The sequence below is a fragment of the Verrucomicrobiota bacterium JB022 genome (assembly GCA_030673845.1).
Taxonomy (GTDB): Bacteria; Verrucomicrobiota; Verrucomicrobiia; order Opitutales; family Oceanipulchritudinaceae; genus WOUP01.
Map to the genome: position 1 here is coordinate 87,224 of JAUTCQ010000019.1, position 23,311 is coordinate 110,534.

Below are 23,311 nucleotides of genomic sequence, written 5' to 3' on the forward strand. Positions count from 1 at the left end.
TTACCCCTAGTTGGGGAGAATCGAAACGGCTGCAGCAGGAACCAGTCCCAAAATACGGGGATCTCTTCCTTTGTTGCACGAAGTCATATAACCCGTTGGGGCCTGAGGCAAGAACAGCTTATACCACCGCTTCGCTTTCCTGCATCGGTCTCAGGATACCACGCCTCGCTCCCGCACCAGGCGGTGGATATAGGCCAGCTTTTCCGTCACGGCGGAGGACAGGACGAAGGGATAGGCGTCGGGCTGGCCAATGCTGCGGTTCAGGCTATTCAGTGCCAGCGTGATGGGCAACCAGCGATCCACGATGGTGGGGAAGTCGTCTGCCGTATACGGGTCGAAGCTGGCCGCGCTGGCATCGGCTTCCAGTTGGCCGCGCAAGTCTGGGCGCAGGTTGATCCCAAAGTGCAAGGCGGTCTCCAGCAGATCCACGATGTGGAAGTAGTGGGCCCAGGTCTCGGCCCAGTCTTCCCAGGGGTGGGAAGCGGCGTAGGCGGTTACAAACTGCTGCTCCCAGCCCGGCTGCGGACCTTGGGCATAGTGGGCCTCAAGAGCCTTCTGGTAATCTTCCCGCTCATCGCCAAAGACACGGCGAAATTCCTCGACCCCCTGCCCTGCGCCGAAAAACGCTTCCCAATAAAAGTGGGCCGACTCATGCCGAAAGTGCCCCAAGAGCGTGCGATACGGCTCGTCCAGCTCCGAGCGTACCTTTTCGCGGTGGGCGGGGTCGGCCTCCTCGATGTTCAGAGTGATCAGCCCGTTGGCGTGCCCCGTCATCACCGGGTCTTTTTGCACTTCGGGCGAGAGCAGGTCGAACTGCGGCTGGGGAAGCGGGTGCCCGTTTTCGCCGATCAGCCCAAAGCGCAGCAGCGAGTAGATCAGCCGGCGCTTGGCCCGCTCGATGTCTACCCACAGCTCGATCCGCCGCTCGTCGTCGAGGTTGGGGATTGTGCGGCTGAGGCTGCATGAGAGGCAGAATTCGCTTTCGCTCTCCGCCGGCACCATCCAGTTGCAGCTCAAATGGTGGTCGCGATTGGCACAGGGGCGAAATTCGCGGCGGTCGCCCATTCGTCGCCACGAGGTTTCGCTGGCCACCTCAAAGTTTACCAGCTTGGCGATCTCCGGCACAAAACCCAGGTGCGCACCACAACGCACGCACGACGTATTCTCGAAATACACGGCATTGCCGCACTGCTGACAAAAAAAGAGCTTCATAAAGAGAGACAACGTTGCACCAGCACCGCCGCAGCGGCACTCGGCTACCTATCGCCCAAATCCCCCTGCCGCACAATGGCAGAGCGATGATTTGGCCCTGCAGGTGACGTGTACCCTGCCCTGCTCCGCGCTTGACTAACGAATTTACCCTAGTCACTGCTTTGAAGGTCATGAAGCTGCTGTTTATCCTGCCCATCATTATCCTGGCCTGTCTCACGAGTTGCAACCCGCATCAAAATCCCAATGCGGTGCAGCGGGGAAAAGCTACCCAACTGGGCGCAACCCACGGCTATGTGCTTGCGGTGCTGACGGTGGAGGAAAAGCGACCGGAAGGAATGCTGGGGATAACCGCGAAGACATTTTCCGCCTATTCCCTGCATTACCGCCCAGTGGGAGGTAAGCACGAAGGCACGCTGCGCTTCAGCCCTGGGGGCATGTACAAGAGCAAAAACGACTTTCCCGATGGGCTGGGCCACGTTTATCTGCTGGCGCTACCGGCCGGAGAATATGAGCTGTATGAATATGGCTTCTACGAGCAGTATTACAACACCAGCATAACGCACCGTTCGCTGGAGTTTTCGATGCCGTTCGAAGTCAAGCCCGGAGAAGTCACTTATATCGGCCGCTTCAATGCCAAGCATACCTACGCCGAGAATATGCTGGGTACTGTCGTCCTCGACAGTGGGTATTTCATCGTGGAAGACGCGTTTGAAGAGGATCTCGCGCATGCTCAGGAAATCTACCCCGAGGTGAATCTGGATTCGGCCCGCAAGGCGAAGGGCTATCAGGAAAAAATCGGCAAACCGATCCTCTCACCTGAAGATCTGGAACGCACGACTTTGCAGGCCCCGAATCAGGCGACCCCATGATCGTTAGCCTCGCGCAAGCTTAAGAAATTCGTGAAGTTAGGCTCGGGGGTTACTTTGCGCTGTTCGATGCGGTGAATTGTGCTTATCTCGTTCGTAGGCAATCTCACTCGTATCATGTCTCCCTGTAAGTCTCTGTTTTTGTTGGCCGCCGTCGGGCTAGGCCTTGGTTTAACCTTGTCGGCGCAAGACGAGCCCCAAAAGGGCACGGGCCTGATCTTCGACGTTCAGGCCTACCGGGCGGTGCCTTACAAAGCGCCGGTGACGGCAGATACTTACGCCAACCTGCCGGTTGCGGCGAACCTGGAGAAGTATTGTCCGACCCCCGGAGACCAAGGCCGCTACTCCACCTGCACGGCGTTTGCGGTAGGCTACCACTTGCGCACGATCCTTTACGGGATCGAGCAACAACAGACGTCGCGCGCCCAGCTAGATCGCCATATATTCTCGCCGACGTTCGTCTACGAGAAGATCAAGGACGAGAGCGATCTGGACTGCATGCAGGGCTCTAGCCCGGTGGCGGCACTGGAGCTGCTGCGCTCGGTGGGCATCCCAACCCTGGCTACCGTGCCCTACCTCTGCGGTTCGGCCATTGGGACAGACGCGATGCTGGAAGCGACCGCCTACCCGATTCTCGATTATCAAATCCTCTACGGCACCGACCTGGCCGATACCGATCCGATCAAAACCCTGTCGGTCAAGAAGTCGCTCTCGGAGGGCAGCCCGGTCGTAATCGGCTTCAAGGTGCACCAGAGCTTTTACCAGTCTGGCGCGGTGTGGAAAGAGCAGGAGAGCGACCGAGGCCCCACAGGACAACACGGGCTCCACGCCATGGTGGTGGTGGGCTACGACGATGCCCGCGCAGGCGGCTCGATGCGGGTCATGAATAGCTGGGGCACGCGCTGGGGTGACAAAGGCTTCGTCTGGATCCCTTACGAAGATTTCAACCGCAACTGCATCATGGCGTTGCAGGCCTACGGCAAGCGCCCTGCCCGCCCTACCCCGAGGCCGGGGCCCGATGGCAAGACGCCCGAGCTGCCTCCGCTGCTGCAGGGCAAGGTTGCGTTTGAAGAGCGCGACGGCACGCCCATGGCGGCCATCAAGGTGGTGCCGCCGGAAGATCGCAGCAACCAGACGCGCTACGTCGGCTACCGCATGGCGCGCTCCTATGCTTCGGGCACGCGCTTCCGTTTTTACATCACCACCAATACCGACTGCTACCTCTATGCCTTCGCAACCGATCTGACGGGCGAGATTACGACCATCCTGCCGTTTCAGGACAACATGTCGCCGCATATCGGGCCGAATAGCACGATTGCCTTCCCCTCCGAGCGCAAAGTGGTGCGGATGGACCGGCAGCCCGGCACCGACTATCTGCTAATGCTCTACTCGGAAGAGCCGCTCGACGTCGAAGCGCTCAAGGCGGCGATGGAAGCCAATTCGGGCACCCTCTCGCTCAAGGTGGCCCAGGCACTCGGTTCACGCATCGTGCCCGAGCAATATATCCAGTTCGACCCCGACCAGATCGGCTTCACCGTTACCCAGAAGACCCGCGGCAGCGTCGTCCCGCTGATGGTCGAAATTCAACACGATTAGTCTCTCATGCTTTCGCTTTCCCGTCTCGCCTCCCTCTCGCTGATCGGTCTGTCAGTTTCCGGCGTCGATGCCAGCTGGCTGGCCTCCTCGCTCGACCTCCTGCGTGCCGACCCAGACCAACGATACGTGGTCGCCTCCAACGACACCGGCTTTACCTTGCACGACAGCCAGACCTTGCGGCCGAGCTATGTCATCTCCAGCCCCGATGCTTCCGCCCAACTGTTTTCGGCCGATGGCAAACGGCTGTATTTTACCGAAAGCGACAAGGGTCTGTTTGCGCTGGAGCTGGAAACAGGGGAAGTGAAGCATATTGCCACGATCCCGACCATCTCTGGCCTCTTCCTGAGCGATGATGGTCAACGAATCGTGACGATGAGCAGTGAGCCGGGCCAATGGGAAACCGAGCGCCTGGTCTTGCATGCCGTCGACGCCAGCGGCAAGGGCGACCCCCAGCAACTGGCCGTGCTAGAGCCCGCCAAAATGCGCTGGATCGAGCACGTCCAGACGCTGCCCGCTCGCCAGCCCGACCGCATGGTGCTGGTGCTACGCGACGCAGATGAGCCGACGAACCAGTGGGACTCCCGGAGTTGGGGCGTGCAGCGCTTTGTCGAGCTGGACCTGCAGACGGGAAATACCAAGGTGCTTTCGACGCTGGCGGAGGGGGATACCCAGCGCTTGCTCGATAGTTCGTTGCGCTGGACCAACGACCGCCGCGAAGTGCTGGAGTGGAGCGCCAACCCCGACTACGCCTACACGTTGATCGACCCCTACAGCGGCAAGATCGTGCGCGAGCTGAAGGTGCCAGGCGTGGAGTTCCACCTGCACGAGCCAGGGCAGGTGATCGCCTACCGCGAAGCGCAGGAAAACGGTGCCACTCAGTTATACCGCGACTATCTGGAAAGCGGCACGCTGAAAACCTTGCGCAACGTGGCGATCCCCGATCGTGATGCCTGGCCCGAGCGTGAGCGGGCCGAGCTGCCGGAGTCGTATTTTTATGCTACCACCATCCGCGGCGACGTGGTCGGCGAATACAGCCGATACGGCGAGCCTTACCGGCTGCTACGGCTCGACCCGCAAGGCAAGACCGTTGCTAGCTACGACGCTGGCGGGAGTGCGCCCTATGGCTTTGAGAACTTCGCCTTTCACCCTACCCGCCCAGAGTTTTTTGCGTTCGACGAGGAAGAAGGTGTGCACCTGTTTCGCACGACCTCATCCGGCCTGAAACATCAAGCCCGCGGCCCGGCGGCATGGGAAGCGCAGTTCACGGCAGATGGCGAGCAAGTCCTCTTTCACGGGCTGTTCGACCCGCCTTTGGAGCAGTTGTCAGCAAGCGATTTCCCCAGCTCGCAGTCGCTGGTCTATGAATCGCCTCCTCAAATCACCACCGATCCGATTTATGTCAGCCCGCCGGTCATTTCGCCCTCGGGCCAGTGGATCATCGCCCTCAACAACCGCGACACCACCCTGCATCGCTTGGGTGAAGCGCCGATCATTCACAGCCTGGGAGGCGTCGTCGATGGAACGATGCCGGAATATCTGTTTGCGGCCGATGAACAAGGGCTTGCGCGCCTCATCTGGTCGGTGACTTGGGACGATTACGACGTGGAGCAGCGCACGGCGACGCTGGAGCTGCTGCCTTTCCCCACGACGGAAGATTATCCGCAGCCACTGCTCTCGGTCGCGCTGCCCCACCCTCATTACCAACTGATCGACTACCCCGCCGCAGAGGTGCGCTTGATCGACTTGCAGGCGGGTGAGCTGGCAACCGTCTCGACCGAAAGTGGTGAGATCGTTACGACCCCCATCGCGGGGCTGAAGCCTGCCGAAGGTGAATCAGGCCCGTTCTTTTTCGATTCCGCAAAATTGAAGGTCTATCTGGCGAGGGGGAGCACCTTGGTGGAAATCGATCTTTCAACTGCAACCCCTACAGCTCGGCAGCAGGAGCTGGAGAGCAAGATCTCCCAACTGCACCGTTACGGAGATGGACGTCACATCGTGGCGGTGCTGGACACCGGGGCGCTGGTGTTCGTCGAGCCCGAAAGCACCGGGCTGCGTGTGGCCCTGCAGATGCAGTTCTACGGTCCGTCGGGCTCCTATCTGGCGGAGAGCCCGGCTGGCTACTTCGATGCCTCGGCCGCCATCCGCGATACGGGTTACCTCTTGCGCGGCACTCGCCCGACCCCGCTCAAGAGCCTGTTTGAGCGTGCCTACCAACCCGATTTGCTCGTCACGGCCTTGGGCGCCGACGCGGTGGGCGAAGACGAGCCTTTGCCCGCCTACATCCAGCCGCCGCGGATTACGGACTTCAATTCGCGCTGGGTTTCGGCCTTGCAACACCGGCTGTTTGTCAACGTCGAGGCCCGACAGCATCCGCTGACCGAGCTGCGCGTCTACCAAAACGACAAGCTGGTGCAGAGCTTGAGCCGGTCTGAGTTCGCCGCCAGCAAAGGCCGCATCGAAGTAGAGCTGCTGTTGGAGGAAAACCGCTTTTACGTGACGGCGATCGACGAAGCGGGCGTCAGTGCGACCTCCGAAACGCTGGTGCTCAACCCGCCCCAGGCCCTGCTGGAGCAAAAACTGGCCGAGCGTCGCGCTCCGCACCTCCACCTGCTCGTGGTGGGCGTCAATGAATACCGCAACCGCGAATACAACCTCAACTTTGCCGTGGCCGACGCCCAAGGTATCCGCACGCTGTTGGAGTCGGCCAACCGCGACCTGTTCGAACAGATCGAGACGCACCAACTCAGCGACGCCGAGGCGACACACGACGGTATCCTGGCCGCGTTCGAGCGCGTCAAGGCGGCGGCGCAACCGCAAGACGTATTCATTTTCTACTTTGCGGGCCACGGCGTGATGTCTCAGGCCAACCAGCAGTTTTACCTGATCCCGCACGACGTCACGCGCATCTACGGCGAAAGCCAAAGCCTGACGGAGAACGGTATCGCCGCCCATCAGCTCCAGCAGCTTTCGGCCTCCATCCGGGCGCAAAAGCAGCTCTTCATCCTCGACGCCTGTAACTCGGGCGGTGCCCTGCAGGCCTTTGCCCAGCGTGGCGCTTCGCAGGAGAAAGCACTGGCCCAGCTTGCGAGGGCGACGGGCACGCACTGGATCGCAGCCTCCTCGGCCTCGCAGTTTGCGACCGAATTTGCCGACCTCGGGCACGGCGCGTTCACGCACACCCTGATCCAGGGACTGGGCGGCGAAGCCGATGCGGGGGATCGCCGCGTCACGGTCAACGAGCTGAAGGCCTACCTCGAAGCCGAGCTGCCGGAAGTCACTCAGCGCTACAAGGGAGCGCCGCAATACCCGGCCAGCTACGGCTATGGTCAGGATTTCCCCGTTGCCCTTCTCCCCTAATCGCCGCGCCTCATGCGAAACCTCGACCGACTCATGCGTCTTGTGCTGGGGGCCAGCCTCTGCACGGCATCCCTGAACGCGCAGTATGAGCAGTTTATCCAGGATCCCTCTCTGGATCCTTCGCTGACGCCCGCAACAGAGGCCGAACCACCTCCGCCTCCAGTCTTGCTGACGCCATCGCTGCATCGTCACGCGATTCGCGCACTGGATCAATCGGCAGACGGTCGCTATCTGCTGAGCACCGACGAGCGCACGCTGAAGATCTGGGATGTCGCCCACCGCGCACCTATCGCCACTTACGAGCAGCCGACCGCCGGCACGCACCCCCGCTATGCGCAGGACATCGTCGCCGCCTGGTTTACGGACAAGCCGCGGCAGGTATTGGTCTGCACCACGCAAAACGTCTTCGTCTTCGACGACCTCGATTTTTCCAAGCCCAGCGCGCAGTTTCGCCGGTTCCGGCCCTTTGGCTACCGCTTTGTTGCGGCCACTCAGACATTGTACTGGACGAGTTATGACTCCGACCGCCGGAGCCTCACCTTGGGCCGGCTGGATATCGCCACCGGCCAAGAAACGCATACCCAGGTGATCACCTTCGACCAGCCCTTTGCGAGCAGCGAAGGCAAGAGCCTTTCGGTCGATGCCGCAGGAAAAATCGGAACCGTTACTTTTCCGCAATCACAGGATCCCGCGATCGTCTTTGAGCTGGCGACGGGCAAGGTGATCCAGAATCTACCCGGTTCGACTGCCGTGCAAGGCCTGCTGCCGGATGGGCGGTTGCTGACCCGTGCGGTGGAGGGCGAGCAGAATCGTTTCGGCACGCTCGATCTGGCGACGTTGACGCCGGCGCCGCTTTTTGCCGTGCCCTACCGCTACGGCGTGCAGACGCTGCTCCCAACGCATCCAGACGACCCTCTCGTCCTGACGGCTGGAGATACATTCTGGACTTACGATCTGAAAGGCGGGCAACTGACCCAAGCGGTGCACCTGCCGGACCGATGGACAAATGCGGCCCTGCAATACCGTCAACCCAACGGTGGGGCACGTCCGCTGCTGGCGCAGTCGAGCGTCATCCCAGGCACCCGTGACGTCAGCGCCACGTATCTGGAGCTGTTCGACCCGCAGGCGGAGGTATTCCGTGGGCAGTGGACCGAGCCGACCTATACTCCGGAGGCTTTTTACACCCGCCCGGACGAGTTCGAACTGGTGGTGCGCCGGGGCAATGCCTTTCGTCGCGTCAGCTTCACCGAGGCGGGCATCACGAGCGAGCCCTTAGCTGAGCCCGACACGCGGATCGGACCGGCCCAGGCTTATTACGATCCGGCTGCGCGCGAGTGGAAGCTGGTCGGCGCGTGGAGGGCGACCTTGGCCACCCCGACCACAGAGGCCGGCAAGCTGGAGGTCGATACGCTCGCTCAGGCGATGGCCCCGAAGACGCGCTTTTTCTCGCTCTCACGTGACGGACGTCGCATCGCATTACACCACGAGACAGAGGTCACGGTGTTTGATCTCGAAAACGGGCAGCGGCTCGCCCGGGCTCCTTTGGCGGTGACGACCAACTTCAGCCTGAAGCGGGAGCAGATCGTCGCGCTTTCTCCCGATGGGGAGATTTTCGCTTACGCTTACCAGACCATCCGCGAAGGCAGAGCCGTTGACGTGCTGGAGTGCCGGACGGTCGCGACCGGAGAGCTGCGCTGGAGCAAGACGGAGACGAGCGAGTGGGCCTATTTCGACCATTTGCGCTTCAGCCCCGATGGTTCCCAGCTCTACGTGAACGGAAACAACGCCGTGGGAGCCGCAAACTGTCTGTTTACCTCCACCGGCGAGCCAGCACGGCGCATGGATGTGGGCCAGTTCCTCGCCTATAATGCGGCGGGCACTTTGGCGGTGGGGCGCGGTGGCCATTACGGCAATGCCAGTGCTTTTCAGCTCAAAGTAACCAGCCTGGCGGACGGCAAGCAAGTCAGCACCGTTACGCTCCCGGCGACGCCCCGCAAGATAAGCTTCATTGGCTCCGATCGCTTTCTGATCGCGGATTCGGCGACCGAGGAATTGCTACGGCTGATCGACTTAAAGGAGCAGGCCGTGATCGCAGAGATCCAGCTTTTCGAGTCGCCGCAAAAATGGCTGGTGAGGCACCCGGCCACCGGGCTTTTCAGCTCCGAAAACTCGCTGCACGATCAGTTGATGTTTCGGCAGGGGGAGCAGATTACGCCGCTTGCCGCCTACTTCGAGGAGTTTTACCGCCCACGCCTGCTCGGCTCGCTGGTCAAGGGGCTGACGCCGCGCCCCACGATCCCCGTCTCCGACTTGCGTTACGCGCCCAAGTTGACCTTGAGCGTGGCCGGGCCTGCGACCCGGGGCCTCAGCGTGGAAGACGAATACGAGACCTTTGAACTGCCGACGCCAGAGGTGACGCTCCAGTTGGAGGCAACTTGCGAAGGCTCGCCTATTGCTGACTTACGCCTCTACCACAACGGCAAGCTGGTGACGGGTGGCACGCGCGGCCTGTTTGTCGAAGACGATGAGGATGCGCCTATAAGCGAGACCTTCACCAAATCGGCTACGCATACTTTTGCGCTCACTCCGGGTAAAAACCGTTTCCGCGCAGTGGCGATCAACGAGCAAGGCACCGAGTCCATGCCCGACGAGCTGATCGTCTACTCCGAAGCTGCCGCACCGGAGTCGCAGGGAGGATTGTCGCTACACCTGATGGTGGTCGGCATCAACGCCTACCGCAACCCGGCTTACAACCTCAACTACGCCCGCGCCGACGCCGAGGCCGTCGCGGCGGCCTTGCGCAGAAGCGAAGCGGTCTTCAGCCAGACGAATGTCTATACGCTCTACGATGCCGAGGCTACGCGCGAAAACATCCTCACGACGCTGGAGACGATCCGCAGCGAGGCCAACCCGGGCGACGTTTTCATCTTCTACTACGCTGGCCACGGCGTGATGTCGGACGAGACCGAGCCGAAGTTTTACCTCGCGCCCTACGAGATCACACAGCTCTACGGCGAAGACCGCTTGCTGCGACAGCTCGGGGTGTCGAGCGATAGCCTGCTGGAGTTTTCGCGCGATATTGCCGCGCAGAAGCAGCTTTTCATCCTCGACGCCTGCCAGTCTGCCGGTGCGCTCAAAACGGTGGCCCAGCGGGGGGCGGTCGAGGAAAAGGCCATTGCCCAACTGGCGCGCAGCACGGGCACGCACTGGCTCACCGCAACCGGCAGCGAACAGTTTGCCGCCGAGTTTGATGAGCTGGGGCACGGTGCCTTTACCTATACCCTGCTCCAGGCGCTCGACGGTGCCGCCGACTCGGGCGACCGACTGGTGTCGGTCAACGAATTGAAGGCGTATCTGGAAGCGCAGGTGCCGGAGGTTACGGCCGAGAAAAAAGGCGAGCCGCAATACCCCGTCACCTACGGCTACGGGCAAGACTTCCCGCTGGCCGTGGTGCGTTAAAGTTATCGAAAATGCCAGTCTCGGAAAGCAGGTGTGGCGGCTCTTCGGCACCGGCGTCTTCCGTTACGTAAACCAGGCGTCGCGCTTTACTGTCGAGGGCCGATACGAGCGGATCGGCCCTCAAGGGGGCTTCTACGAAGGCGATGGGCGCGTCCGTCATTTTTGGCCAGCGCGTAGACGCCATGAGGGCCGAAGTAGCCATGCAGGTAAGTTCCTTTGGCCCGGTAGTTCGTGATCTCAGTCTGCTGGTCGCCAAGCCACCGCCTTGGGGATCGAGTTCGTAACGACGGACGACGGAATAAAGCTGCTCTCCTTCCAGAGTGGAGTAATGCAAGTAGAAGTAGACTTTTCCGCAGAATCGGGATGGTTAGATCAAGAAAAGAGCGTCTTCGAGCAGGCGAATCGTTGGATTTCTGCGGTTACCGTGAGGCAAGCCTTGAATTGAAGCAGAAAGCTTAGAAGGTTGCGTTTTACAGAGATCGTTTTCAGCCGATTGGGGGCGAGCGATTTCAGGAGGATACGCATCTGTTTCTCCCTACAGAAGTCTCTGATCTTGAGGGCGTTCTTGTCTTGACTGGCGGCTCCAGCTTTCGCTTGCCAATTCGGGCTGTTTACCCAATAAAACGTGGCGCTGTCTCATGGATCTCACCTATTTCAAGTATCTCCGTAAGGAGTCGCCTGCTCTGACGACTTTGAGCCTGTCGATGGCGACGGCGGCTGGCATCGCCCAGGCGGCGGTGATGATGATCGTGAATGAGGCGGCTGTCGCCCTGTTCTTCGAGTGGTCGACGACGAAGATGCTGTTTCTCTTCCTCTTCGCGCTCGTCGTATTTGTGGCGGCCAAACGCTTTTTTATGTATCGTGTGGCGGCCAGCGCGGAGAAGCTTTCGCAGCAGATCCGCCTCCGCATCATCGACAAGCTGCACCACACCGAGCTGGAGAACTTCGAGCAGGTGGGCCGTTCCCGCATCTACAACGCCTGCGGCACCGACACGGCCAAGCTTTCCGAAGCCTCCGTGGCCGTTACCTCCGCCTGCGCCTCGCTGCTCATGGTCGGCTGCACCATCGTCTACCTGGCCTTCATTTCGTTGCCGAGCGTCATCATCATCACAGCGGTCAGCGTGTTCGGCTACTACGTGTTCGGCTCGATCCGCGGTGCCGCCCAGAGCGAACTGGTGCGTGCGCGCCAGACGGAGAATATCTTTGTCGATCAGCTCAGCCAGCTGCTTTCCGGCTTCAAGGAAGTCAAGCTGGACCGGCGGAAGGCGGACGGCCTCATCCAGGACGACATGCGGCAAACCACCGAGCAAGTGCTGGAGGCCAATAACCGCGCACAACGGGCATACGCCAACGTGATCATTGCCGCGCAGGCGTTCTTCCTCGTGCTGATCGCCTCCGTCGTATTTATCGTGCCGAAGGTTTCCGGCACGTCGCCCATTGTGCTGATGCAGATTATTTCTGCCACGCTGTTTCTGACCGGGCCGATCGCGGAAATTATCGCCTCGATGGTACCCCTCGCGCACGCCAACGTCGCCATCCGAGAGCTGCAGCACATAGAGGAGCTGCTCGACAGCAAGATGGACGAGAGCATGGCCCAGCAAAAGCCCAAGCCCGCCTCCAAAACGTGGAACCAGATCGAGCTGCGGGACGTCTATTACCACTACGGCAATCAGGCCGCCGAGCAGTCGAGCTTTTCCGTCGGCCCGCTTAACCTGACGCTGAAGCAGGGCGAAATCCTCTTCCTCGTGGGCGGCAACGGCTCGGGAAAGACGACCCTCCTGAGCGTGCTGGCAGGTTTGCGCCACCCCAACGCTGGCCACATCTACCTCGACAGCAAGCTGGTCCGCCGCGAAGACCTGCCGCACTACCGCTCGCACTTTGCTGCCGTACTGTCCGATTTCCACCTCTTCCGTCGCCTATATGGGCTCGACGAAACGGCCCGGCAGCATGTGCGCGACGTGTTGGCGGAGCTGGAGATTGCCGACAAAACGACGGTCGTGGGCGATTCCTTTACCACCATCGACCTCTCGACCGGCCAGCGCAAACGCGTGGCACTGGCGGCTGCCGTGGCGGAAGATCGCCCGATTTACCTCTTCGACGAATGGGCGGCCGACCAAGACCCGCCTTTCCGCGACCGCTTTTACAAAAAGATCCTGCCCGAGCTGCGTGCCTCCGGCAAAACCATCGTGGTGATCTCGCATGACGACCGTTACTTCGGAGTGGCCGACCGCATCATCACGATGGAATACGGTAACATCGCGAGCGAGCAGGTTCCGGAGCGGCAGGGCTAGTTGGCGCTATGCACGCCACTGGCGTTCGGCGTCGGCCCGCGCGGCCACCCGCTCTTCGGCCTCCACCACCTTTGCCAGCGTGCCGAGGCTTTCGCCCAGCTCCTGAAATTCGACGAGGTGGACTTCCGTGAGATTCTGCCCTTCCAGTCCCGCCTCCGCCTTGCGTAATTCGCGCACGATCAGGCGCTCAAGTGCCCAAGCCACGATGAATCCGGTTAGAACGAACGCGCTGGCCCATCCCAAGGTGCGCAGCCAGAAGGCAGCCTCACGATAAACCGTTGCCGGAGCCGGACCGGCCACATACAGACGCCCGCCCGGCAGGTCGCGCACTTCCAGTTGCCAATCGCCCACGACCTGTGAGCCCGCAGCGAGGTTGGCCGGCAATGCCAGTGCTTCCGGCAAAGCACCCAACCGAGCCTGCGTCGCCGAGTCAAAGGCCACATACAGCTCGGGCACCGTATCATGGAGGTTTTGGTAGACACGCGGGAAGCGCTCTACTGCCGCGCCCTGGGCCAGCACCACCTCGATGCCTTCGGCTGCCGTCTCGACCGCCGCCGCGCGGTTTGCTGCCGCTTGCGGGCGCTCGAACAACAGCAGCGTCACCACCAGCGAGAGCGCAAACAGGCCCAGCACGGGCACGAGCGCAAATGAGATGTAGCGCCTCAGTCGCATGGCGTCGCCTCCTCCCTGCGCAAAGCCAGGTCGGCAATCAGACCGCCCGCCAAGGCCACATAAAGTTGCCAGTCGCTCCGCCGGATCTGGAATGTTTCGAGGGCTGAAGCCAGCAGCCTGGTGTCGGTTTTCGACGGGCGATTGAGCGTTGCTTCCTGCCAGCCCAGCGCGCTCAGGCGACCTTGATCGTCCAACACGAGAAAGACGGCGCGCGGCAAAAGGCCCTCTCGCAAGAGGATCGCCCCGGCCTCCAGTGCCGTTTCCTCGGCCAGCCCCAACAAGATCAGCCGCTGGCGCTCGGTCAGCCGACACCATGGGGCTTGGGAGCGGAGAGCATGGTACAAGCGGCCCGTAGCGCCTGTCGACGGCGGCATGGCGGGTGGCGGGCTTTCCTCCGTGGGCAAAAGAACCGCGGCAGGCTGCGGTGCTGGGTCCACGGTCAGCTGCTGATCGCGACGCAAGGCCTGCAGTCGCTCCCGAATGGCGTCGACACGTTGCGCGAGGGCGCGAAATTCGCGAATGCGCAGTACAGGCGGAGCCATTTCCAGTTGGCCTCCGGCAATGCCGAGCGCGAAGCTCCGCAGTGGCTGCAACGGCGCGGTCAGCCAACGGGCCACAAACAGCGAGAGCAGCACGGCACCCAGGATGCTCAAGCTAGCCCCGGCCAGCGAGGCAACGGCGGCAGCGCTCGCCTCCTGCTCGATACGGTCCATCGTCATGTCGGCGCCCACAAAGGCAAATCCCTCCGGTGCAGTCTCTTGGGGGAAAGGGAAAAAAGCCGTTTTGATCAGCCCCCACTGCTCCCACTCCCGGGCTTGCGCCATCACGGGGTCGGGCAGACCCTCTCGCAGGAGAGCCCGCATACCTTCGGGCAGTTCGTCGACGGTGCCTGCGGGGCTGAAATTCTCGCCCACCGACCCGTCGAACAGATAAACGATCTCTTCCCCTTCCCGCAGCTCGAAGGTGTAGAGGTAGGTAGCATCCATGCGGCTCTGCAACTCGCGAAAGAGCTTCACGGCATGGCTGTAGTCGACTGCTAGCGGGCTCTCAGGGGCGATTTCACCTTTTTGCGTTACCTCTACCGTCACGGCCTGATGCAACTGGGGGTCCAGAGCGGCTTCGGTAATACTGCCGGCAATCAGGAGGCGCTCGGCAAAAGACGACTCGATGGTGCCGTGCACATGGTGATACACCAGCTTGGCCAAGGCCCCGGCGGCACCCAGCGAAATCAACATGCAGCCTGCGCCCAGGAAGAGCTGGAGGCGGATCGGGATGTGCCTCACGGCAGGCTCCTTTCTCGTGTGCAGGCCAGCGCAAAGGCAGGAAAGATCTCTGCCAGCGCCCGCATGGCTTCAGGCGACCACTGCAAGGTCCACCCGGCGCGGACGTTTACGGTCAAGGCGGTGCTGTCCTCGTTACTGGCATTCCAAGTGGCCAGGCTGCGGGCAAAGGTAAGCTCGTCGAGCGTCAGCGCCTGCCAGATGGGCGTGCGCAGCAAGGCAACGAGAATCCGCCCGGTGCTTGGTGGGTGTGTGCCGTCAACCGCGTGCAGGTCAGCGGCATCCTGCGCCACTTCCTCGGGCAGGAGGGTGGCTTCTCCGCGCTGATGCAAAACCAGTCGAGCCCAGCGCACAAGTTGCGGATCGTTGTTCGACGCCACCAGCTCTTGCAAGGGCGGCGTCGGCACCGGTTCTTGTTGGGTCGAGCGGTCGGGCTGCAAGTAAGCTTCGAGCAAGGGCTTCAGGCGATTGGCGGTCTGGCGATCCAGCCCCTCCAGCACGCTCTCGAAGGCGTCGGCCCGGGTCTTTGAGTCCTCGGCATTCAAGCCGTGATACAGCGCGGCATAAGGCGGCGTCAGCCCCACAGCGGCGAGGTTTTCGAGCGACCACTCGGTGGCGCGGCGCCAGTTCTCTACGGCGGCGCGGCGCAGGAGCTGTTCGGGCCAGGCGTCTCCCGGCAGGAACGAGCGGGCAAAAGCGAGCCCGGCAGTGCTGCGCGCGAGCGCGCCGTCGACCACCTCCGGCCAAGCCTGCTCAATTTGAGAAAAAGCGGTCTCTTCCAGCGCATGCAGCGCGGCAGAGCGTACCGGGCGAGGTTGCGCGATGTCGCGGTAGGCTGCCAGCAGGATGGGCGTGGCGACCGTGCCCATTTCCCGCGCCAGAGTCCTCACCTGCAGATCAGTCTCGCGTGGGAGGTAGCGGGTCTGGCGGAACAGGACCGGCAACGCGCCTGGTTCCTCCGCCCGGCGGATCACTTCGAGGCCCACCGTTCGGCGGCGGAGTGTGAAATGAGCGAAGTGGTGCGCCACCTCCAGAGCCAGCGTGCGCATGCCGGGCATGGTATTGGCGAGTAGCGTTTGCTCCTCCGCCGCGCTGGTGTTGCCAGCGAGGAAGCGACGGGCCAGCGGGCGCAGCGCCTCTTCGTCGAGCTTCACCGGCATGGCACCGCCGGCCAGCGCGACGGGGTCCGCCACTCCGAGCTTTTGCTGCCCCTGCCCGACCACGGCCGAGAAGTCGAGCTGCGACGCGCGCAGGTTGGCGGCGACTCCGCTCTGATAGAGCCCGCGCACCCGAGTTGCCACGAAAAAGAGCCACAGCGTCAGCCCCAAGCCGGTGTAAATCCACACGTGCAACGACAGCTCGCCCCAGAAGAAGAGGACGGCCCCCACCACGGCAATCGCCACCGGCTCACCCAGCCCTTCGATGAAGGTGCGGATCTGGCGCTTACTGCGCAGGGGCAGTGCGGCAAAGAGGATGTTGGCGTTGTTGTTGTCGATCGAGACGAGCAGCGTCTGGTAGGCGTAAAAGCCGGCAAAGGCGACCGGCAGCCCGTAATCGACCGAGAACCAGACAAAGACGAAGAAATAGGCGGCAGGCTGGACCAGCACGAGACCGCGCGTGCCGAAGCGCTGCACGAGGGGCCGGAACAGAAAGAGGGAAATGACGAGGTTGACCCCGAAAGCGATAGCGTAAAGGCGCCCAAAGAGAGAAACGAGACCGGATTCCGTCGCGAGACTCTCCAACTGCTCGTAGGCGAGATATTCGGAAAGGGTGTTGAGCAGCGGCAGCGAAAAGTAGAGCAGCGCCACCCACAGGGCGTAGGGCGAGCGACGGAGGTTGGCAAAAGTCTCGCGCAGCACGGCTACGAGGCTCGGCTCATCCTCGCGGTCTTCTTCGCGCAGGGCATCGAGGTTCTGGCAACGGCGCTCGATCTGCCGGATCACAGGCCAGGTAGCTGCGCCCGCCACTGCCCAGCCGAGAAAGAAGCCCCACACCGGCAGTTGACCGGCGAAAAACGATGCCGTCGCCCCGCCCAGGATGGTGCCCCCCGCGCTGGCCGCTGCGATGACGCCGAAGTGCCGCTTGCCCTCCGACACCTCGAAGTAGGCTTCCACGAAGTTCCAGATGAGCGTGTAGAGGCCAATCCACCAGACCGCGACGTAGAGCTTGAGCACGTAGTAGAGCCATTCGCCGATGACGCCCCGGCTTTCGAGCCAAATGGCGAGCGCGCCGAGGCAACCGCCCACCACGAGGATACCGCCGACGATCTTCATCGTGCCCTCGATCGAGACGCGGACCTGAATCCACGAAAAGAGCGAGATGTAGCCCGCCATGAGAAAGGGCGTGAGCAGGTAGATCAGCGGGAGCTTGTCCGCACCGAGTTGCGAGAGGAAGAGGCCGTCGCTCGCGCTGAGCCCCAGTGCAAATCCAAACGAAAGCAGGCCCGCCAGCAGGCCGAAGAGCCAGAGCCGCGTCGCCACCCCACCCTGCGCGTTGCTCAAAGTCATGACGAGCCAGCGGGCCGGCAAAGAAAGACGTGGCTGAAGTGCGAATGGGGGGCATCACGGAAACCGGGGTGCGGCGCCTCCTGCCAGCGCTCTTCCCCTTCCGCCAGCACGGTTAAACCACATTCTCCCAACAGGGTGCGCGCTTCCGGGGAGGAGAAGAAACGAAAATAGTAACGGTGTTGATAGAGCAAGCCTTTACCCTCCGGCAGGTCCTCCATCTCTACGCCGGCAATGCTCTCTCCCGGGTCGGGCAGGTTAACGAACAGAGCACCATCGGGGCGCAGCACACGGCGCAGTTCGCGCAAGACCTCATGGGGTGCCGGCAGCGTCTCCAGCGTATCGAGCAGCAATATGAGGCTGAAGCGTCCGTCCTCGAACGGCAGCTCACCAAGATCGGCCTGCACGGTATGGACCTGTTCTCGTACCGTGGGCGGGATCTTGGCCAGTGCAGCCGCAGAGGCATCGCTGGCGCAGACGGGCGCGCCAAGGCTCAGCGCGAATGGCAGGTTGCGCCCTTCCCCGGTCGCCGCGTCGAGAATCTCTCCGGTGCGGCCGGCAAAGGGCAGAAAACGCTCGTGCCAGTTGGCGAGAAAGGGCAGCGGATCTCGCCCCCAGACAAGCTCGGGCCGAGCGGCGTAGAGGCCATTCCAGGCCGCTTTGTTCTGCTCGTTCAGGCGCTGCATGGGATCAGGATCGAGGGCCACGGCAGATCGCTACCGTTATACCGGGTATCGGATGAATCAGGGACGCCTGCAGCGGAGCGACCACTTTTTTGACCGTCTCGACGTCGATGACACCAAAGTTCATCAGCAGGCGGCAGGTCCAGCCCCGCGCGGCGTAGTCGGCCACGATGGCCTCGTGCAACGCCGTGCGGCCCTCCGCCGGGTAAGCGGAGAGCTCGGGCATCCGGTCGTAGAAGGCGGCGTCGCGCTCGTCGTCGTAAAGGTCTTCGCGGGTGCCCCAGGGCGGGTCGGCAAAGACGATGTCGGGCGGCTCGGCTTCAGGCCAAGGGTCGAGCAGACTGCCTTCGAGCAGCTTCAGTTCGCAGCGTTGCAGGTTGGCGTTTTCGACCGCCACATCGAGCGCATCGGGGTCGACGTCGGAGCCGTAGACGATGCTCCCCGGCAAGGCCTTTTTTACCGTCAGGGCCAGCGTGCCGGCGCCAGTGCCGATTTCAAGGATGCGAGGAGCGCGCCCCGTGTCGGCGGTAAAGGCCTGGGCTTCGGCGATGACGGCCCGCACCAGGTGCTCGGCCTCGCCGTCGGTGATATAGGCGCGTGCGTCGATCGTGAAGAACTCGCCCATGAAGTAGAAAAAGCCCGCCAGGTAGGCGGCAGGAGTCCCGGCGCGGAATTCGGCCAACATGCGGGCAAAGCGTTCGGCAGAGCCCTCGGCCGCAAGCGCGAGCAGCACTTCGCCTTTCAAACCGTGCAACAGCGTCCGCAGGTCGTCAGTTCCTTCCATACTTCAAGGCTCGAGGCAGGTAAGGCGGATAAGATGCCGGGCGGGAGACAGGCTCCACGGCCTTCACTTCGGCGAAGACCTCTTCATAAAACGCTTCCATTTCTCCCACCGACTCGATCATGACCGTGCGCTGCGGAGGCGGCATGAGCGCTGCCGGGCCGTTGAGGATGGTGCGCTTGACGTAAGGCCGCGCCGCGAGGTTCGTCACCATGTAGTGCGAGTAGTTGCTCATCTGGCCCGCGACGGTGGGCTCCAGCAGATAGTTGAGAAAGAAGTGCGCCAGCTCGGGTTGCTGCGACGTAGCCGGGATCACAAAGCAGTCAAAAAAGGTAATGACCTGCTCATCGGGCAAGAGGAAGCGGATGTTGCTCATCTGGCTGGCGGCGAGGGTGGCGTCTCCGCTCCACATAAGGGCGAGGGAAGCTTTGCCTTCCAGCATGGTGTCTACGATGTAGTCGCTCTCGAAGATATTGCCTTGGCGACGGAACTCTTTCAGCAGGTCTGCCGCCTCGCGAATCTCGTCGCGATTCGTGGAGTTGGCTGAATAACCGAGGTAAACCAAAGTCGCGCCCAAGGCAAAACGGGCGTCGTCGGGCAAGGCGGCCATGCCTTCGAACAGGCGTGCATTCTTTTCGCTGAGCACGATACTGGCGCTGGTGGGCAGGCCGTCGACATAGGCGATGTCGAAGCCGAAGCCGAGTGCACCATAATAGTAAGGGAGGCTGAGCTGGGCGCGGGGGTCGAAGGGCAACTCGCGCCAGGTGGGCGGGATCCCGACGGCATTGGGAAGCAGGTCGGGGTTCAGCGTCGTCAAAAGTCGCCGGGCGCGCATCGTCTCGACCATGTAGCCGGTCGGCATCGCGAGGTCGTAATAGCCGGGCTTCTCTTCCAGGATTTTCAGCATCTCGTCGTTAGTCATAACGGTATCGAGCTGCACGTCGATCTGGTAGAAGTCTTCGAAGCGCTGGATCACCTCTTCGTCGAAGTAGCGGCCCCAGACGAGCGCACGCACCACCGTGCCGGGCGGGAAGGTCCGCTTTTCCAGCTTCAGGTGGGTCCACTGGCCGGCGCGGTTCAGCTCTTCGGGTGAGTAGACCGGGCCGCAGCCGAAGAGGATCAAGGCAAAGCACGCCCAGATACCCCGCCAGCCGAGCCAGGCAAACGCGTGGGCGGGCCGATTCATTTGGAGGGGTCTCGCTTCGAATCCTGTTGCTCGGGCATGGGCGCGAGTGGGTTTTCCGCATTGCGCATCACGCGCGGGTAAAGCGTCTCGGCTTCATCGAAGCTGGGCGCGGCCGGCACGGCGACCTTGGGCATCGCCTGCTCCGTCGGTTGCTTTTCGCGGTTGATACGGGTCTGCTCCGGGTCGTCTTGCGAAAGATCGGTCTCGGACACGCTGGGAGGCGCCGAATACTGGTCGGTGGGCTTGGCCGGGTTTAGTTGCCCACTGTCGGCCATGTTCAGGATCAAGGGGAGACCGTCGCGGTTGCCGACCACCACCACCTTGGCATTGTTGGAGGTGGCAAGCTGCACCGTCGCGTCGATCCCCCGATAGCGCAGGTAGTCGTTGAAGCGGGCGACGTCGGACATAGCTTCTTCCTGGAAGCGCTGGACCCCGACCCCTTCGATTTCCTTGCGCTGGGCTTCCTTGATCTCGCGGACGATGCGGTAGTCCCATTCCAGTGCCATCTGCTCGGCCCGCAGCTTGTTTTCGATCGCTTCGCGCACGCGCTCGGGCAGGCGGACTTCCTTGATCAGCAAGTCGTCCAGAACCACATAGCGGTCGTAGAGCGCAAGCAAGGTGCCTTGCAGGATGGTCTCGATGATAAAGCCTTGCGAAGTGTAGATCTCGTCGGGCGTAAACTTGCCTACGATGGAACGCACTTCGGACTGGACCTCGGGCTGTACAATTTTTTCGACGTAATTCGGGCCGATCTCGCGGTGCAGCAAAGGCAGCTCTTCCACCCTTGGCCGATAACGGATCGAGAGGTCAAAATCGATGGCCAGGCCGTCATTACTGAGCGCGACGAAGTGGTGGATCACCTGCTGGATGCGCACGTTGTAGACGTACATCTTGTCCCACGGCCAAATGATATGAAACCCTTCGCCGTAGACCTGCTGCATGTCGGTGCCTGCCTGATGCTTCACCCCGTCGAACCGGCGCCACAAGACCCCGGCCTCACCCGGGTAGATATTGATGAAGATGCGGTCGGAAAAAATGATGACGAGAAAGACGAAGACGAACAGGAAGATGGACAGCGTTACCTTGATCTTCGGGCCCATCTCCTTCCAGTTCTGGCGCAGGTTCGCCCGGATTTTTTGCAGGTTCATTGGCAACAGGTGAGAGTATCAGCAGAGGCTTCACCGATAGTGGTGGTAGTTGGGGCGGCGTCAAGAGCCGAGGGGCCCCTTTCATTCGTGATTCGAAGATCCCTCATGGCGCTGGTGTAACGAACATGAAATAGTTGCTTCGAAAAGGAATTACCTGTTGCAAAATGGGCCACTTGCGCAGATTTTTATGGAGCGTTTCTCGCAACGTCTCCACCACTGTCGTTTTTCACCACGCCCATTTCTGTACCATGGCCGAAAAGAGTCGTTCCTCCGCTGAAGAGCCCACCCAAAGCGCTCCCGAAGCGTCCGCGCCGGACGCCGTCGAAACCGCGCCCGCCGTCAAGGTTTCGCCCGATGTCCACGCCGAAGCGATCATCAACCGTTACACAGCCTTTGCGGCTGGCGGCGGCGTGATTCCCCTCCCCCTCGTCGACCTCGCCGTGATCTCTGGCGTGCAGGTGAAAATGCTGGTGGAGCTGTGCAAGGCCTACGGTGTGGATCACAACGAAAAGACGGCTGAAATCGCCCTCGGCTCCGTGGTGGGTGCGCTCGGCATCTTCCCGTTGCTGCAACGCTTCCTTGCCAGCGGCTTCAAGGTGATCCCCGGCGTGGGGCAACTGCTTTCGCTAACGGCCGGTCCTGCCGCCGCAGCTGGCATCACCTACGGCGTTGGTCGCGTTTTCGCCGAGCACTTCGCCAACGGCGGCAACCTGCTCAATATCGACCTCTCGAAGGCCAAGAGCACCTTCAACAAGTTCTACGAGCGCGGCAAGCAAGCCGTCGCCTAAGCCATTTCTGTCCGTCACCCTAAAAAGCTTACAAGATCATGACCGCTTCACTCGTCAGCATCGCTCCCTACGTCATCTTCTGCCTCGTGCTCGCTTACTTGGGCAAGGAGAAGAAGTTCGGCTTCTGGGGTAACTTTTTCGTGTCGTTGATCCTCACGCCGTTCATCGGGCTCATCGTTTTGCTCGCGCAAGACACCCGCCCGGCTCAAGCGGCCTAGTTTCTGCGGCAAATACTTTTTCCGGCTCCCCTGGCCTCATGGCGACGGGAGCTTTTTTATGGCAAAACGTATTCGCTGAACTCGCCCCGCAAGCAGTGTTGTGAGCTCATCGCGGCCCCGTAACCCCCTGCATGCAGCAGGGCCACGCGGTCGCCAATCTCCAGCGGAGGCATGGGCAGGTCGCGCGCCCACACGTCGAGGGCTTCGTTGATATTGCCGGTCAGCGTCACCGCCCGCCATGCGCCCTCCCGAGGTGCCACGGGCACGGCAGGCAGCGGCAGGTCGTAATAAGCGGGCTCGGGGTGGAGGTTGAAGCCGCCGTTGAGCCCCACAAAGGTAACGCCGGCCTTGTGGTCAATGCTCGCCACTTCGAGGATCAGCACCCCGGCGTCTTTCACGAGGAAGTCGCCCGGCTCGAAGCAGATTTCCAGCCCCCGCCCGCCGAAATGTCGCTGCACCACCTCGGCCCATACGGCAAGATCGAGCCTTTCGTCGCCCTGTTGGCGCGGGGTGCCCAGCCCGCCGCCCAGATTGACGTAACGCAGCGCGGGGAATGCTGCCGCACAGCTCGCGACGCAGGCGAGCACGGTGCTCCACTGCTCCAGTTGAGGACCGAGGTAGCCGCAACCGGCGTGGCAGTGCAGCCCTTCGACGACCAGTCCGTGCTCTTCGGCAATCTCCCGCGCTTTCGGTAAATCGTCGGCGCGGATCCCAAACTTGGCCGGGGCCGTGCCACTGTATTCGACCAGCCGATTGCCGCGATAACCCACCCCGAGGGCCGGGTCGAGCCGCAGGCCCAACCGTCGCCCCGGTGCCTGCCGGCCCACCTCGCGCAGCGCACTCAACCCGTCGCAGTTGATCCGCAGACCGGGATAAGCGAGTAGCTGCCGCCAGTCGGAGCGCGACACAGCATAGCCGGTGAAGGAGATCCGCTCGGGCACAAATCCGCACTCCAGCGCGCGGCGCACTTCGCCCGGCGAGCAAGCATCGATGCCCACCGTCGTCTCTTCGGCCAGCAGGCGAAGGATCGACGGATGACGGTTGCTTTTCATGGCATAGTAGAGCCGGCGGGCGGCGTCGACCGTGCTCAGCGCCTGCTGGAGCTGCCGCACCTTTTCGCGGATGCGCGCGAGGGAATAAACGTAAAGCGGCGTGCCCTCCTGCTCGGCCAGTTCGGCGAGGGGTTGGCCGGCCAAAGCCAGGCCTTCGTGACCAAAGGCAAGGTCTCGCCGCTGCCACCAAAAAAGCTCTGCCATGGATGCATGTTGCG

16 protein-coding genes are annotated in these 23,311 nt (G+C 62.0%); 7 read left to right on the forward strand and 9 right to left on the reverse strand.

Features of this window, described 5'->3' with window-relative positions; genetic code table 11:
* Nucleotides 1-150: 150 nt before the first annotated feature.
* Nucleotides 151-1,212: a putative zinc-binding peptidase gene (locus tag Q7P63_15425; protein ID MDP0501483.1), complete on the reverse strand. Its 1,062-nt coding sequence runs from the start codon at nt 1,210-1,212 to the stop codon at nt 151-153.
* Between the two features lie 170 nt (nt 1,213-1,382).
* On the opposite strand from Q7P63_15425, the gene Q7P63_15430 reads away from it, so the two are divergent.
* The 5 genes from Q7P63_15430 to Q7P63_15450 all read left to right on the forward strand — a co-directional run bounded on the left by Q7P63_15430 (nt 1,383) and on the right by Q7P63_15450 (nt 12,781).
* Complete coding sequence (locus Q7P63_15430) at nt 1,383-2,081, forward strand: hypothetical protein (GenBank protein MDP0501484.1); 699 nt, start codon at nt 1,383-1,385, stop codon at nt 2,079-2,081.
* Nucleotides 2,082-2,255: 174 nt separating this feature from the next.
* Nucleotides 2,256-3,674 carry a DUF4384 domain-containing protein gene (locus Q7P63_15435; GenBank protein MDP0501485.1) on the forward strand — a complete coding sequence of 473 codons (1,419 nt, stop codon included), beginning with the start codon at nt 2,256-2,258 and terminating at the stop codon, nt 3,672-3,674.
* 6 nt (nt 3,675-3,680) lie between these two features.
* Entirely contained in the window at nt 3,681-7,031 is a 3,351-nt protein-coding gene (locus Q7P63_15440) for a caspase family protein (protein MDP0501486.1), read from the forward strand.
* Between the two features lie 12 nt (nt 7,032-7,043).
* Nucleotides 7,044-10,490 carry a caspase family protein gene (locus tag Q7P63_15445; GenBank protein MDP0501487.1) on the forward strand — a complete coding sequence of 1,149 codons (3,447 nt, stop codon included), beginning with the start codon at nt 7,044-7,046 and terminating at the stop codon, nt 10,488-10,490.
* 638 nt (nt 10,491-11,128) lie between these two features.
* Nucleotides 11,129-12,781 (forward strand): cyclic peptide export ABC transporter, encoded by a 1,653-nt coding sequence (locus tag Q7P63_15450; protein MDP0501488.1) that lies wholly within the window; start codon nt 11,129-11,131, stop codon nt 12,779-12,781.
* A 6-nt stretch (nt 12,782-12,787) separates the two neighbouring features.
* Here the strand turns inward: Q7P63_15450 and Q7P63_15455 are convergent, their stop codons facing one another.
* Genes Q7P63_15455 through Q7P63_15485 form a run of 7 tightly spaced genes read right to left on the reverse strand, consistent with a single transcriptional unit; the run spans nt 12,788 to nt 21,035 of the window.
* On the reverse strand, nt 12,788-13,453 hold the full coding sequence (locus Q7P63_15455; protein ID MDP0501489.1) for a hypothetical protein: 666 nt from the start codon (nt 13,451-13,453) through the stop codon (nt 12,788-12,790).
* Nucleotides 13,444-14,736: a hypothetical protein gene (locus Q7P63_15460; protein ID MDP0501490.1), complete on the reverse strand. Its 1,293-nt coding sequence runs from the start codon at nt 14,734-14,736 to the stop codon at nt 13,444-13,446. Before Q7P63_15460 ends, Q7P63_15455 begins: the two co-directional genes overlap by 10 nt.
* Nucleotides 14,733-17,240: a hypothetical protein gene (locus tag Q7P63_15465; protein MDP0501491.1), complete on the reverse strand. Its 2,508-nt coding sequence runs from the start codon at nt 17,238-17,240 to the stop codon at nt 14,733-14,735. Before Q7P63_15465 ends, Q7P63_15460 begins: the two co-directional genes overlap by 4 nt.
* A complete protein-coding gene (locus Q7P63_15470; protein ID MDP0501492.1) occupies nt 17,237-17,923 on the reverse strand; it encodes a class I SAM-dependent methyltransferase in 687 nt (228 codons plus the stop codon). Before Q7P63_15470 ends, Q7P63_15465 begins: the two co-directional genes overlap by 4 nt.
* Nucleotides 17,924-17,927: 4 nt before the next feature.
* On the reverse strand, nt 17,928-18,704 hold the full coding sequence (locus Q7P63_15475; GenBank protein ID MDP0501493.1) for a methyltransferase: 777 nt from the start codon (nt 18,702-18,704) through the stop codon (nt 17,928-17,930).
* Nucleotides 18,691-19,887, reverse strand: a complete 1,197-nt coding sequence (locus Q7P63_15480) for a spermidine/putrescine ABC transporter substrate-binding protein (protein ID MDP0501494.1) — start codon at nt 19,885-19,887, stop codon at nt 18,691-18,693. The genes Q7P63_15475 and Q7P63_15480 overlap by 14 nt, the downstream gene beginning before the upstream one ends.
* Complete coding sequence (locus Q7P63_15485) at nt 19,884-21,035, reverse strand: prohibitin family protein (GenBank protein ID MDP0501495.1); 1,152 nt, start codon at nt 21,033-21,035, stop codon at nt 19,884-19,886. The genes Q7P63_15480 and Q7P63_15485 overlap by 4 nt, the downstream gene beginning before the upstream one ends.
* A 248-nt stretch (nt 21,036-21,283) precedes the next feature.
* Between Q7P63_15485 and Q7P63_15490 the strand changes: the two genes are divergently transcribed.
* Nucleotides 21,284-21,823 carry a DUF697 domain-containing protein gene (locus Q7P63_15490; GenBank protein MDP0501496.1) on the forward strand — a complete coding sequence of 180 codons (540 nt, stop codon included), beginning with the start codon at nt 21,284-21,286 and terminating at the stop codon, nt 21,821-21,823.
* A 38-nt stretch (nt 21,824-21,861) separates the two neighbouring features.
* The gene (locus tag Q7P63_15495) at nt 21,862-22,041 is read left to right on the forward strand and encodes a hypothetical protein (GenBank protein ID MDP0501497.1); all 180 of its coding nucleotides are present in this window, start codon (nt 21,862-21,864) and stop codon (nt 22,039-22,041) included.
* A gap of 56 nt (nt 22,042-22,097) precedes the next feature.
* On the opposite strand, the gene Q7P63_15500 is transcribed toward Q7P63_15495, so the two are convergent.
* Nucleotides 22,098-23,297, reverse strand: a complete 1,200-nt coding sequence (locus Q7P63_15500; GenBank protein MDP0501498.1) for a diaminopimelate decarboxylase — start codon at nt 23,295-23,297, stop codon at nt 22,098-22,100.
* Nucleotides 23,298-23,311 lie beyond the last annotated feature (14 nt).